Below are 12,337 nucleotides of genomic sequence, written 5' to 3' on the forward strand. Positions count from 1 at the left end.
CATTGCGATTGCGCGTCGGAAGTTGCGTCCACGCGCGCTCGCACGCTCACGCGTCGATCTCCACCAGCCGCTCGCCGTCGAAGGTCCGTACCTCGAAGTGGTCGATGTCGTCGCGGTCCATCGCCGCGCCGCCGTGCACGTACAGCGGGTACTTCGCCGACGGGTGCGGGGAGTCCACGATCCCGTACCCCCATTTCGGCACGGACCAGGAGGTGACGACCTCCTCCTCGCCGGTCTTGGAGACGGCGATCAGGCTGCATTTCTCGGGGCCCTTGACGTTCTTGAGCTCCAGGACCGTGTGGGTCCCCCAGGCCTTGGCCTCCATGCCGACGGTGGCGTCGACCCCGGTGGTGGGGTCGGTCGCCGCCGCCTTCTCCTTCATGTGGTGGAAGAAGGCGTCCTCGGCCGGGCTGGTGGGGTGCGGGTCGCCCGTCGCCACGGACCGCCCGCCGTCCTCGCCGCCGGTGAACGTGACGGCGATCACGGGGCCCGCGATGATCACGGCGGCGGCTGCCGCCATCAGATACCTGCCGCGGCGGCGGCGCAGGTCCCGCTTCCGCGCGACCTCGTCGACCAGCCGGCCGAGCAGCGCGGGGGCGGGCGGCTCGGGCACGTGCGGGACGGGGCGGGCGCCCGGGTGGGCCGCGGGGGCTTCGGCGAGCATCGCGAGCATGGGTTCGAGGCCGGCGAACTCGTCGAGGTGGCTCGCACACAGCGCGCAGTGCGCGAGGTGCGCCTCGAAGGCGCTCGCCTCGGCCTCGTCCAGGATGCCCAGGACGTAGGCACCGGCGGCGTCGTGCCCCGGACCCTCCACCGGGTGCTCGAAGGGGCCGGAGGGGCCGGAGGAACCGGAGGAGCCGAACGGCGGGCCTGCGGGTCCCGAGGGGCTTGCGGGCCCCGAGGGGCTGCGGGGGCCGGTGGGCCGGGGCCCGAATGGCTGCCACTCGTGGTCGCTCATGCCGTGATCCCCCTCTCTTCGAGTACGAGCTTCATGGAACGCAGTGCGTAGAAGACCCGCGAGCGCACGGTCCCGCTGGGTATGCCGAGCACCTCGGCGGCCTCGTTGACCGTTCGTCCCCGGAAATAGGTCTCGACCAATGCTTCCCGGTGCGCGGGGGTCAAATCGTCCAGCGCGTCCGAGAGCGTCATCAGCCACAACGCCTTGTCGATCTCGTCCTCCGCGGGAATGACCTCCAGCGGCGACGGATCGACCTCGCGCGGCCGGGCCTGCCGGCTGCGGTGCGCGTCGATGACGATGCGCCGGGCGACCGTCACCAGCCAGGGGCGTACGGAGCCGGTGGCCCGGTTGAGCTGACCGGCGTTCTTCCAGGCACGGATGAGCGTCTCCTGCACCACGTCCTCGGCGCGCTGCCTGTCCCCCGCCACGAGGCGGAGTACGTAGGCGAGCAGCGGCCCGGCGTGTTCGCGGTAGAGCGCCCGCATCAGCTCCTCGTCGGGGACGTCGGAGGCCGGGCGGGGCGGTTCACTGCGATGTCGAGCCCTGTGCAGACGGTCATCGGCCACGGCCGCATCCTTGCGCACCCGAACCTCCCGGTCGAGACCCTGTCGAGCTCTTCGGCCATCGATACGGAGCCGGGGGCCGAACCATTCAATCCGGCGCGAGATTCTTTTTCAGCGGCTCTCTTCAGCGGCTGTCCGCGTCGACGGCTGCCGCCCGGCGGCGGTGCCGGGCGACCCGTTCACGGTTTCCGCAGACCTCGCTGGAGCACCAGCGGCGCCGGTGCCCCCGTGAGGTGTCGAGGTAGAGCCGTCGGCAGGTGTCGCCCTCGCAGCGGCGCAGAGCCGCCCTGGCCTCCGGGTCCGTCAGCAGGTCCACGCAGTCCCTGGCGACGGCGACGAGCAGTTCCCCGCACACGGGCGGGGCGTTCAGGGTCCGGGTGAGTGCGCCGCTCTTGGCGCGGACCGCGCGCAGTCCGGGCGGGGCCCCGGCGGCGAGCGCGTTGACGTGGTCCAGGGCGGCATCGTCCCGGGCGCCGCCGAGTTCGGCGGTCAGCAGCCGGCCGATGTCCGCCCGCAGGTGCCGGAAGCGGGTCACCCAGTGGTCGTCGACCGTCGCGAGCACCGTCCCGCACGGCACCAGGGCGGCGGCCACCAGCCACTCGGCGAGCGGTCCGGGCCCGGCGAGCTGTTCGCACGCGCCGGAGGGCCCGGTCCCCGTCGCCACCAGGTCGAGGCAGATCCGGCCGGAGTCGAACCGCCAGTCGTACGCGCCCGTGCCCGCCGCCATGCGCCTGTCACCGCCTCGGGGTCACCGATGGGGAGTCCCCACCAGAGTGCCCGTCACCGGGCCGGGCCGGAACCCCTCCTACCGGGTGGGTGCCTTCCGGGCGCCGCAAGGACGTTCCGTACCGTGTCCGTATGGACGAAGGCCACCCCGAAGTCACGCTCGCCGCGGGCTCGTTGCTCCTGCGGCCCTGGCGGCCGGACGACGCTCCCGCCCTCCTCCGCGCCCACGCCGACCCCGCGATGCGGCACTGGCTGGCGACGCAGCTGACGAGCGCCGAAGACGCGGCCGGGTGGCTGGCGGAGCAGCGGGAGGGCTGGGCGGCCGGCAACCTGTTCGGTTTCGCCGTGACCGATACGGCGCTCGGCGGCGAACTGGTCGGCAACCTCGTGCTGAAGCGCCACGGACCGGCGTCGGACACGGCCGAGGTCGGCTACTGGACGACGGCGTCCGCGCGGGGCCGCGGGGTGGCGCCCAGGGCCCTCATGGCGCTCTGCGACTGGGCGTTCGCCGCGTTCGCCGCGTTCACCGGGGAAGGGCTCGCGCGGCTGGAGCTGGTGCACCAGGTGGACAACGAGGCGTCCTGCCGGGTCGCGGAGAAATGCGGTTTCGCGCTCGCCGGCATCCTCCCGGCGTTCCCTCCCGCGTACCCGCTGGACGGCCACCGCCACGTCAGGTCAGCGGTTGTCCAGGACGCGCCCCAGCAGGTCAGCGCGGCGGGCCGTCGTGCAGAATCCGCTGGAACAGCCGGTGGTCGCGCCACTCGCCGTTGATGTGGAGATAGCGCGGGGCCGTCCCGAACTGCTCGAAGCCGCACTTGGCGAGCACCCGCTGCGAGGCGGCGTTGTCCACGAGGGTCCCGGCCTCGACCCGGTGCAGCCCGAGACCGTCCCGCGCGAGCTCGCAGATCCGGCCGACGGCGGCGGTCGCGAGCCCGCGGCCCGCCTGGTCGACGTCGACCCAGTAGCCGAGGCCGGCACTGCGGAACGGCCCGAGCACGATATTGGCGAGCGTGAAGGAGCCGACCGCACGGTCCTCCCCGTCGGCGAGCACCCAGGGCATCGCGCGCCCGCCATCCCGGTCGGCCAGCAGCCCGGTGAGGCGCTGTATCTGCCCCTGCGGCGTGTAGAACTCTTCGGGCCGCACGGGCTCCCAGGGCCGCATGTACGCGCGGCTGCGGGTCAGTGATGCGGCTAGGGAGCCGACGTCGCCGAGGGTGGCGGGGCGCAGGGTCATGCCGTCGGCGACGGGGTGACTGTCATCAATCATCCGAGCACGCTATCCCGGGGTTCAAAATCAAGCCCGTCCGGCGATTGAGGACAGCACGGTCACCGGGTGGACCCGGTAAGTCGTCCGGCTACTCCGCGTACTTCGTGTCGGCCACCGGGTCCAGCGCCAGCCGGTAGCCGCGCTTGACGACCGTCTGAATCAGCCGGGGCACACCGAGCGCGCTGCGCAGCCGGGCCATCGCCGTCTCCACCGCGTGTTCGTCGCTGCCGCTGCCGGGCAGCGCGCGCAGCAGGTCGGCCCGGGCCACCACCCAGCCGGGCCTGCGGGCCAGGGCGTTGAGCAGGGCCATGCCCGCGGGCGGTACCGGACGCAGGGCGCCGTCGACGAGCACGGCGTGTCCGCGGATCTCGATCCGGTGGCCGGCGACAGGCAGCGGGCGGGCCGTGCCGGGGAGCCGGGTGCAGAGCAGCTGGACGAGCGGGCCGAGCCGGAAGCGTTCCGGCTGGAGGGTGTCGATGCCCCTGTCCTGGAGCGGGAGGGCGGTCACCGGGCCGACGCAGACCGTCATGACGTCGTCCCGGAGTGCGGACAGGACTTCGGGGAGCAGCCCGCGTGCCTCGGCCCGGTTCAGATAGGAGGCGGCGGCGGGGGCGCTGGTGAAGGTGAGCGCGTCCAGGCCCCGGGCGACGGTGATGTCGAGCATCCGGTCGAGCGGGGCGATGTCCTCGGGGGGCATCCACCGGTAGACGGGTACGCCGACGACTTCGGCACCCGCGGCCCGCAGCGACTCGACGAAGCCGGGCAGCGGTTCGCCGTGCAGTTGCAGGGCGACCCGGCGGCCCTCGACGCCCTCGCCGAGCAGCCGGTCCAGGACCTCGGCCATCGACTCGGACCCCGGTGACCAGGCCTCGGTGAGGCCGGCGGCCCGGATGGCGCCCTTGACCTTGGGGCCGCGCGCCAGCAGCTCGACGCCGCGCAGCACGTCCAGGAGCGCGTCCCCGATGCCCCAGCCGTCGGCGGCCTCCACCCAGCCGCGGAAGCCGATCGCCGTGGTGGCGATCACGACATCGGGTGTGTCGTCGATGAGCTCCTTCGTGGCGGCGAGGAGTTCGCTGTCGTCCGCGAGGGGCACGATGCGCAGGGCGGGCGCGTGCAGGACCACGGCCCCCCTGCGCTGGAGGAGTGTGCCGAGCTCCTCGGCGCGACGGGCGGCGGTCACCCCGACCGTGAAGCCCGCGAGGGGCCCGTGCTGTGCGTCGTCGTGCATGGCGTGATACCCGGCTCTCGTGTCCCGCTACTGCTCGGTGGTGCGGAGGGCCGAGACTGCCAACACTGCGTGACAGCCTCGGTTCACTTGTATTTCACACCCGTTACGTCCCCCCGTACGAGACACGGGTTACGTCACACCTCGGCGTAGCTGAGCTGCGGCTTCGCAGCCACCGCGGCGGTCCGGCGAAGGTATACCGCCCAGGTGACCGTGAAGCACACCGCGTAGAAGGCGAGGAAGGACCAGAAGGCGGCCGTCCCGGTGCCCGCCGTCTGGAACGACTGCCGGAACGCCAGGTTGATCGCGAGCCCGCCGAGTGCGCCGACGGCCCCGATGAGCCCCATGGCCGCTCCCGAGAGACGCCGCCCGTACGCGGCGGCCTCCTCGCCGCGCATGCCCTTGCGGATGGCCTTGGCGTGGAAGATCCCGGGGATCATCTTGTACGTCGATCCGTTGCCCAGGCCGGTCAGGACGAACAGGGCGATGAAGCCGAGGAGGAAGACCTCGAGCGACTCGATCCCGGAGGCGTAGACGACGACCCCGGTCGCCGCGGCCATCCCCGCGAAGTTCCACAGGGTGATGCGGGCGCCGCCGTACCGGTCGGCCAGCCAGCCGCCCGCGGGCCGGATCAAGGAGCCGAGCAGCGGTCCGATGAAGGTGAGCGAGGCGGCCTGGAGCGGGGTCCGTCCGAACTGGGTCTGCAGGACGAGCCCGAACGCGAAGCTGTAGCCGATGAACGAGCCGAAGGTGCCGATGTAGAGCACCGACATGATCCAGGTGTGCGGATCGCGTACCGCTTCCTTGGCGGCCCCGGTGTCGTTCTGCACGGGCCGCAGGTTGTCCATGCGGAACACGGCGAACAGTGCGGCGACGACGATCAGCGGTACGTACACACCGAGCACGATCCTCGGGTACGTGGCCCCTGCCGTGCCGATCACCAGCAGTCCGACGAGCTGGACGACGGGGACGCCGATGTTGCCGCCGCCCGCGTTGAGCCCGAGGGCCCAGCCCTTCTTGCGCAGCGGGAAGAAGGCGTTGATGTTCGTCATGGACGAGGCGAAGTTGCCGCCGCCGATCCCGGCGAGCGCGGCGACGGCCACGAAGGTGCCGTACGAGGTCCCCGGTTCCATCACCACGAACGCGGCGATCGCCGGCACGAGCAGCGTCAGCGCGCTGAACACGGTCCAGTTGCGTCCGCCGAACTTCGCGACGGCGAAGGTGTACGGCACCCGTACGAGCGCGCCGACCAGGGTGGCCGTGGAGATCAGGAAGAATTTCCCCGCCGGGTCGACCCCGTACTCCGGCCCCATGAACAGGACCATCACCGACCACAGGGTCCAGATGGAGAATCCGATGTGCTCCGAGAGCACCGAGAACCAGAGATTCCGCCGGGCGACGTGCTCGCCCGTCTCACGCCAGAAGGTCTCGTCCTCCGGGTCCCACTGTTCGATCCAACGACCGGCCATCACGCGCCTCCACGGGTGTCGGGTGCTTGTGTCCCGACCGTATGGAGCTCGCATTTCGGCGTGGTGCTGTGAGGTGACCGGTAGGCAACCTTGCTCTCACCGGGCCGGGGACGGCCCGGTGAGGGTTGGAGTGGTCAGTGTGCTCGAGCGTGTCCGCCCGTACGGGCCTGCAGAGCCTTCTCCGGGTCCTTGCGCGTGCCGTTCGGCCACAGGCGTGGCCGACGCCGGGCCGCCACGTCCTCTGCCCAGCCGATCGCGAGGATCGCCACGCCCAGGAGGGGCCAGACGGCGATCAGGGTGAAGACCCGTACCGAGCACGGCGGTGAGGCCGATCGGGGCGAGCATCGTCACCCACGGCAGCTTGCGGAACGCCTTCAGCAGCAGCGAGGCGATGACGAACCAGAGGTACGCCCTGATGTACCAGAGCGGCCCTACGCCCTGGTCGGCCCAGGAAACCTCGAAGAACCCGCCGGGTGCGAGCGCGCCATCAGGGACCGGCCAGGGCGAACATGACGCCCATGGACCCTCGAGCTCCGGTACCCGGGTCTTCTTCAGGAACGGTGACGCATCAGCGACGCATCGACTTCCGGCAGCCAGGATCCAGATGGACGGACCATCCACCCTTCTTCCGCCGCCAGTTGGGCAGCCGCGGCCCGCAGAGCGGACAGACCTGGGTGATTCAGCCCATTGCGCCAGACCATCACGAGCGGCGACAGCGGTACGGGGCGGACCAGCGGCCTGACCACGGTTCCGGGCAGCGGTGGAAAGTCGACGACCGCGAGCACGGGGTTCCCTGACTTCTCCATGACCCGCTGGAATTCGGCCACTCCGACAGCGAGCGGAACGGGCGGAGCGAGCAGGACGGACCACTCGTCGAAGAGCAGCCGGGCGAGATCCGTCCACTCCTGGGTGCGCTCATTGCCCGCGCCCGCGTAGACGGTTTCGCCGGCCAAGTCGTCCAGCGCGACGACCTCCTGTCCGGCGAGTGGATGATCACGGGGCAGCAGGACGGCCATCGGCTCGTACCGCACGGGCTGCACGGAGAGCCGGGACAGCACCGCGGGGTCGAGCCCCGCGGCCCGTCCGAACGAGACGTCGAGCCGCCCGGCGAGGACCTCACCGGCCGCCCAGGACAGACCGCTCTCGAAGCGCGCCATCAGCTCGCACGCCGGGGCGAGTTCCCGCGCACGGGCCAGCACCCTGGCGGCGGCCATGCCGTCGGTGTTGAGGTCGACGAGCAGCGGCCGGGCGGCCGGATCGCCGAATGCGGCGGCCAGAGCATCCTGGGCGTCCAGCACCCGCCGGGCGTACGGGAGAAGCCGCTCACCGTCCACGGTGAGGGAGACCTGACGGGTGGTGCGTACGAAGAGCTCCGCACCGAGCTCGCGCTCCAGCCGGCGGATGTCCCTGCTCAGCGCCTGCTGGGCCACGTAGAGCCGGGCCGCGGCGCGAGTGAAGTGCAGTTCGTCGGCCACCGCGAGGAAGGCACGCAGGAGACGGGGATCGGTGTCGGAGGTTGCCACACGCAGAATTTACAACACACACGCGTTAATCGGTACGAAGTAGGTGTTGGACCGTACGGACCGGGCGCCCCGACGCTTGGCGCATGCCGCCCGACACCGCCACCGGCGCCCGGAAGAAACCGCCCCCGCAAGACCGCCCCGCCCCGTCCACAGCGCCGGGCGCGCGCGTCAACCCGTACCGCCGGCTGCTCGCCACCCCCGGCGTTCGCGCGTTCACCGCGGGCAATCTGCTGGCCAGGCTGCCCGCGGGAATGTTCAGCGTCAGCGCGGTCATCATGATCGCCGGGGCGCACGGCTCATACGCGCTTGCGGGCGCGATCACCGCGACCGGTCTCGCCGCCATGGCCGTCGTCGCCCCCTGGACCGCACGGCTCGTCGACCGGTACGGCCAGGCCAGGGTCGCCGTACCGGCCACCGCGATCGCCGCGCTCGGCTCGCTCGCGCTGGTCCTCTGCGTCCACTACGACGCCCCGGTCTGGACCCTCTTCGCCGCCTACGCCGCGACGGCCACCACACCCAACACCGGCGGCATGTCCCGCGCCCGCTGGGCGCACATCCACCGGGGCGATCCGGCCGCCCTGCACACCGCGAACAGCTTCGAGCAGGCCGCCGACGAGCTCTGCTTCATGCTCGGCCCGGTCCTGGCCGCGACCCTGTGCGGGGCACTGTTCCCGGAGGCCGGCACCCTGGCCGGCGCGGTCCTGATGATGACCGGCGTCCTGATCTTCGCCGCCCAGCGAGCGACCGAACCCCCGGTGGCGCCCCGCACCCACAGCACTTCCCCGTTCCGCACCGCCGGGATGCCCACACTGCTCGCCGCCTTCCTCGCCACGGGCGCGGTGTTCGGCGCCATGGAGGTGGTGTCCATCGCCCACGCCGGAGGCGCGATCCTCGCCCTTCAGGCGGCCGGCTCCTGTGTGGCGGGCCTGCTGTACGGATCGCTGCGGCCCGTCGGGAATGTCCGGCGCCGGCTGCTGCTCTGCCTGGCCGGGATGACGGCACTGATGTCCCTGCCCCTGCTCGCCGCCGCCTCGACCGACTCACGGCTCGTGCTCGCGGGCTGCCTCCTGCTGGCGGGTGCCGCGACCGCGCCGACCATGGTCACCGGGATGACGCTGGTGCAGCGCCTCACGCCCGAGGGACAGCTGAACGAGGGCATGACGCTCGCGGTCACGGCACTGCTCGGCGGCATAGCCGCCGGATCGGCGGCCGGTGGCTGGATGGTGGAGCACGCCGGGACAGTGACCGGCTATGCGGTGCCCATGGGCGCGGCGGGTCTGGCGCTGGTGGTCGCGGCAGCCGGCATCCGGCGTTCGTGAACCGGCGCGGGGACGGAAAACACGACTGCGGAAACACGAGGACCCCGTCGCCTGGTGGCAACGGGGTCCTCGTGTACATGGGAATTGTGGAGATGGCGGGAATCGAACCCGCGTCCAACGGTGCGGAACCAGGGCTTCTCCGAGTGCAGTTCGCTGCGCTTTTCTCGGCCCCGGAGGTCACACGAACAAGCCTCCGACAGGCCCAGCCACTGTTTGATTTCCTTCTGGGCCCCGTGACCGGGCCTAGAAGTTTAGATCCCTTAGTGATGCCAGGATCCGGGTCGGGATCACCCCCGGGCTGACACTCCGCAGAGTCTTCGCTTAGCTGCTAATTAGGCAGCGAGGGCGAAGGCGGAGGAATCGCGCTTGGAATTGGCGATTATTGGTTGCGACATATGGTTAACGAGATCATTGCCGCTTCCTCGACTCGCTTCCCCTGCTTCGACATCCGCTGTCGAAACCGATCATCCCCATGTGTGCCGCTGTTGAATTAGATACCGCTCAAGGTGGTACACACCCCGTGGGGTGCAGTGCCATCGTACGTGACCAACGCCCGACGGTGCCAGCCTATTCCTGCTCAGGCGCTCCGCTGACGTCGGCGGGCCGCCGAGATCGCACGGTTCGTCTCCCTCGTGTCCTGCTTCTCCCGCAGCGTCTGACGCTTGTCGAACTCCTTCTTGCCCTTCGCGAGCGCGATCTCGACCTTGACCCGGCCGTCCTTGAAGTACAGCGCGAGCGGCACGATGGTGTGGCCCGTCTCCTGCGACTTCGACGCCAGCTTGTCGATCTCGGCCCGGTGCATCAGCAGCTTGCGCTTGCGCTTGGCCGTGTGGTTGGTCCAGGTCCCCTGCACGTACTCCGGGACGTGGATGTTGTGCAGCCACGCCTCGTTGCCGTCGATCTGGATGAAGCCGTCGACCAGAGAGGCCCGGCCCATCCGCAGCGACTTGACCTCGGTACCCATCAGCACGAGGCCGCACTCGTAGGTGTCGAGGATGGTGTAGTCGTGCCGCGCCTTCTTGTTCTGCGCGATCATCTTGCGCCCTGTGTCTTTTTCCTTGGCCATAGTGCAGTCATTTTCGCACTACGACCCACCCCCGAGGCCACTCAATACTGTCTCGGCCCGCTGCTGGGCCGCCGCACCGACCACGAGGTCCGGGGTGATGCCCTGTCCGTCGACGCTGCGGCCGGTCGGTGTGCGGTAGTGCCCGACGGTCAGTTCGGCCACCGAACCGCCCGCGAGCTTGCTGGGCATCTGCACGGAGCCCTTGCCGAAGGTGCGTGTGCCGACGGTGACTGCGCGGCCCCGGTCCTGGAGCGCGCCCGTCAGCAGCTCGGCCGCGCTCATCGTGCCGCCGTCGACGAGGACGACGAGGGGACGGTCCGTATCGCCGCCCGGCTCGGCGTTCAGGGCGCGCTGCTCGCCGTGCACGTCGTAGGTGGCGACCAGGCCGCCCTCCAGGAAGGCGGAGGCTGCGGTGACGGCCTCGGTGACCAGGCCGCCCGCGTTGGCCCGGAGGTCCAGGAGGATTCCGGCGTCTCCGGGGGCCGCACGCACGGCGTCCCGGATCTCGGCGCCCGTCCCCTTGGTGAAGGCGGTGACCTTGATCAGGACGGCGGAGGCAGGGGCGCCGCCCAGCCGCCGGACGGTGACGGCCTCGGTGGAGAGCCTGGCCCGGCGCAGGGTCTCGGTCCAGCTGCGCCCCTCGCGCCGGAGCCCCAGGACGACGGCGGTGCCCGCGGCGGCGTCCGTACGGTCTCCGCGCAGCAGGGCGACGACTTCGGCGACGGGACGCCTGTCGACCCGGTGGCCGTCGACCGTACGCAGCTGATCGCCCTTGCGGATGCCCGCCCGGCCGGCGGGCCCGCCGGGCTCGACACGGGACACGGAGACGCTCCCGCCGGCCGAGCGCCGGGCGGAGAGGCCGACACCGGTGTACGAGCCGTCGAGGGCCTGCTCGAAGTCCTCGTACTCCTGCTCGTCGTAGACCGCGCCCCAGCGGTCCCCGCTGCGGCTGACGGCCTCCTGGGCCGCGTCCGTCACGGACTTCCCGTCGGCCTCGGCCTCGGCGGCCGCGTCCTCGACCGCTTCGCGGTCCCGGGGGTCGACGGCGGAGGCCACGGAGCGGGCTTGTATATCGGGGTTCCGCGGGTCTGCGTCACGCGGCAGCGACCCGGTGGCCGCGGCAGTGGCGAGCACACATCCGAAGACCAATGTCAGGGCCGCCCCGCGGCAGAGACCGCGGGACCCGAAGCGGTGCGAAGGGCCCGACATGGCGTCGAGTCTAGGACAAGGCCCCGGCGCCGCACGGCCGCTTGGCCACGCGGCGCCGGGGGCGCATCTCACACCTTCAAGTACTTGCGGAGCGCGAAGAGCGCCGCGAAGGCCGGCATCAGCAGGCCGATCGCGAGGACCAGCGGGAGCTTGGTGAAGACCGCGTCCCAGCCGATGAACTCGATCAGGTTCAGCTTGTCCTGGAGGGCGAGTCCGCCGTCGATCAGGAAGTACCGGCCACCGATCAGCATGGCGCAGGCGAGCACGCCACCGATCAGGCCGGCGAAGGCCGCCTCCATGATGAACGGCATCTGGATGTAGAAGCCGGAGGCGCCGACGAGCCGCATGATGCCCGTCTCCCGTCTGCGGCTGAACGCCGAGACACGGACGGTGTTGACGATCAGCATCAGCGCGATGACCAGCATCAGCGCCATGACGAAGAGCGCCACCTTGTTCATGCCGTTCATCAGCTCGAAGAGGTTGTCCAGAATGGATCTCTGGTCCTGGACGGACTGCACCCCGTCACGTCCCGCGAAGGCCGTGGCAACGACCTTGTACTTCTGCGGGTCCTTCAACTTGACCCGGAACGACTCCTGCATCTGGTCCGGCGTGATGTTGCCGGCCATCGGGGAGTCGCCGAACTGCTCCTGGTAGTGCTTGTACGCCTGGTCGACCGTCTCGAAGAGCACCGGCTTCTCGACAGCGTCCATCTTTTCGAGATCGGCCTTGATCTCCTTCTTCTGCTCAGCGGTGACCGCACCCTTGGCGCACTTGGGTACGTCCTTGGCGTCACTCTTGTTGCAGAGGAAGATCGAGACGTTGACCTTGTCGTACCAGTAGGTCTTCATCGAGCTGACCTGGTCGCGAATCAGCAGCGCGCCGCCGAACAGGGCGAGCGAGAGGGCGACAGAGACCACCACGGCGAAGGTCATCGTGAGGTTGCGACGAAGACCGACGCCGATCTCCGACAGGACGAACTGGGCGCGCATGGCGTCCTTTCAGTACTCGATGC

At 70.6% G+C, this 12,337-nt stretch carries 12 protein-coding genes, 1 other RNA gene and 1 pseudogene; 2 read left to right on the forward strand and 12 right to left on the reverse strand.

Annotation, left to right across the window (positions count from 1 at the left end):
• Positions 1-46: 46 nt before the first annotated feature.
• From ACFT7S_RS24005 to ACFT7S_RS24015, 3 genes are all read right to left on the reverse strand, one after another.
• Complete coding sequence (locus ACFT7S_RS24005) at positions 47-958, reverse strand: zf-HC2 domain-containing protein (RefSeq protein WP_382735149.1); 912 nt, start codon at positions 956-958, stop codon at positions 47-49.
• Positions 955-1,542 carry a sigma-70 family RNA polymerase sigma factor gene (locus ACFT7S_RS24010; protein ID WP_382735150.1) on the reverse strand — a complete coding sequence of 196 codons (588 nt, stop codon included), beginning with the start codon at positions 1,540-1,542 and terminating at the stop codon, positions 955-957. The genes ACFT7S_RS24005 and ACFT7S_RS24010 overlap by 4 nt, the downstream gene beginning before the upstream one ends.
• A gap of 103 nt (positions 1,543-1,645) precedes the next feature.
• The gene (locus tag ACFT7S_RS24015; RefSeq protein WP_382735152.1) at positions 1,646-2,248 is read right to left on the reverse strand and encodes a CGNR zinc finger domain-containing protein; all 603 of its coding nucleotides are present in this window, start codon (positions 2,246-2,248) and stop codon (positions 1,646-1,648) included.
• Positions 2,249-2,379: 131 nt separating this feature from the next.
• On the opposite strand from ACFT7S_RS24015, the gene ACFT7S_RS24020 reads away from it, so the two are divergent.
• A complete protein-coding gene (locus ACFT7S_RS24020; RefSeq protein WP_382735154.1) occupies positions 2,380-3,018 on the forward strand; it encodes a GNAT family N-acetyltransferase in 639 nt (212 codons plus the stop codon).
• On the opposite strand, the gene ACFT7S_RS24025 is transcribed toward ACFT7S_RS24020, so the two are convergent.
• From ACFT7S_RS24025 to ACFT7S_RS24045, 5 genes and pseudogenes are all read right to left on the reverse strand, one after another.
• Positions 2,954-3,514 (reverse strand): GNAT family N-acetyltransferase, encoded by a 561-nt coding sequence (locus tag ACFT7S_RS24025; protein ID WP_382735156.1) that lies wholly within the window; start codon positions 3,512-3,514, stop codon positions 2,954-2,956. The genes ACFT7S_RS24020 and ACFT7S_RS24025 overlap by 65 nt on opposite strands.
• Positions 3,515-3,602: 88 nt before the next feature.
• Positions 3,603-4,742, reverse strand: coding sequence for a uroporphyrinogen-III synthase (locus ACFT7S_RS24030; RefSeq protein ID WP_382735158.1), 1,140 nt, complete (start codon positions 4,740-4,742; stop codon positions 3,603-3,605).
• Between the two features lie 134 nt (positions 4,743-4,876).
• Positions 4,877-6,208 (reverse strand): nitrate/nitrite transporter, encoded by a 1,332-nt coding sequence (locus tag ACFT7S_RS24035; protein ID WP_382735160.1) that lies wholly within the window; start codon positions 6,206-6,208, stop codon positions 4,877-4,879.
• Positions 6,209-6,508: 300 nt separating this feature from the next.
• Positions 6,509-6,679: pseudogene (locus tag ACFT7S_RS24040) on the reverse strand (acyltransferase); the annotation flags it as partial.
• 80 nt (positions 6,680-6,759) lie between these two features.
• A complete protein-coding gene (locus ACFT7S_RS24045) occupies positions 6,760-7,731 on the reverse strand; it encodes a LysR family transcriptional regulator (RefSeq protein WP_382735162.1) in 972 nt (323 codons plus the stop codon).
• A gap of 83 nt (positions 7,732-7,814) precedes the next feature.
• Here ACFT7S_RS24045 and ACFT7S_RS24050 point away from each other — a divergent pair, with 83 nt between their 5' ends.
• Positions 7,815-9,050, forward strand: coding sequence for an MFS transporter (locus tag ACFT7S_RS24050; RefSeq protein WP_382735164.1), 1,236 nt, complete (start codon positions 7,815-7,817; stop codon positions 9,048-9,050).
• An 84-nt stretch (positions 9,051-9,134) separates the two neighbouring features.
• Here ACFT7S_RS24050 and ssrA read toward each other — a convergent pair.
• The 4 genes from ssrA to ftsX all read right to left on the reverse strand — a co-directional run bounded on the left by ssrA (position 9,135) and on the right by ftsX (position 12,314).
• Positions 9,135-9,522, reverse strand: a transfer-messenger RNA (tmRNA) gene (gene ssrA / locus ACFT7S_RS24055).
• Positions 9,523-9,627: 105 nt separating this feature from the next.
• Complete coding sequence (gene smpB, locus ACFT7S_RS24060; RefSeq protein WP_382735165.1) at positions 9,628-10,116, reverse strand: SsrA-binding protein SmpB; 489 nt, start codon at positions 10,114-10,116, stop codon at positions 9,628-9,630.
• An 18-nt stretch (positions 10,117-10,134) separates the two neighbouring features.
• Complete coding sequence (locus tag ACFT7S_RS24065) at positions 10,135-11,325, reverse strand: S41 family peptidase (protein WP_382735166.1); 1,191 nt, start codon at positions 11,323-11,325, stop codon at positions 10,135-10,137.
• Between the two features lie 68 nt (positions 11,326-11,393).
• Entirely contained in the window at positions 11,394-12,314 is a 921-nt protein-coding gene (gene ftsX / locus ACFT7S_RS24070) for a permease-like cell division protein FtsX (protein ID WP_382735167.1), read from the reverse strand.
• Positions 12,315-12,337: the final 23 nt, after the last annotated feature.

This window comes from Streptomyces sp. NPDC057136 (assembly GCF_042670885.1).
In the GTDB taxonomy this organism is placed as follows: Bacteria; Actinomycetota; Actinomycetes; order Streptomycetales; family Streptomycetaceae; genus Streptomyces.

What these genes read in the sequence shown, in the direction of transcription:
- ACFT7S_RS24005 (WP_382735149.1), bottom strand. Translation starts at nt 958, where the DNA reads ATGAGCGACCACGAGTGGCAGCCATTCGGGCCCCGGCCCACCGGCCCC.
- ACFT7S_RS24015 (WP_382735152.1), bottom strand. Translation starts at nt 2,248, where the DNA reads ATGGCGGCGGGCACGGGCGCGTACGACTGGCGGTTCGACTCCGGCCGG.
- ACFT7S_RS24020 (WP_382735154.1), top strand. Translation starts at nt 2,380, where the DNA reads ATGGACGAAGGCCACCCCGAAGTCACGCTCGCCGCGGGCTCGTTGCTC.
- ACFT7S_RS24025 (WP_382735156.1), bottom strand. Translation starts at nt 3,514, where the DNA reads ATGATTGATGACAGTCACCCCGTCGCCGACGGCATGACCCTGCGCCCC.
- ACFT7S_RS24030 (WP_382735158.1), bottom strand. Translation starts at nt 4,742, where the DNA reads ATGCACGACGACGCACAGCACGGGCCCCTCGCGGGCTTCACGGTCGGG.
- ACFT7S_RS24035 (WP_382735160.1), bottom strand. Translation starts at nt 6,208, where the DNA reads ATGGCCGGTCGTTGGATCGAACAGTGGGACCCGGAGGACGAGACCTTC.
- ACFT7S_RS24050 (WP_382735164.1), top strand. Translation starts at nt 7,815, where the DNA reads ATGCCGCCCGACACCGCCACCGGCGCCCGGAAGAAACCGCCCCCGCAA.
- smpB (WP_382735165.1), bottom strand. Translation starts at nt 10,116, where the DNA reads ATGGCCAAGGAAAAAGACACAGGGCGCAAGATGATCGCGCAGAACAAG.
- ACFT7S_RS24065 (WP_382735166.1), bottom strand. Translation starts at nt 11,325, where the DNA reads ATGTCGGGCCCTTCGCACCGCTTCGGGTCCCGCGGTCTCTGCCGCGGG.
- ftsX (WP_382735167.1), bottom strand. Translation starts at nt 12,314, where the DNA reads ATGCGCGCCCAGTTCGTCCTGTCGGAGATCGGCGTCGGTCTTCGTCGC.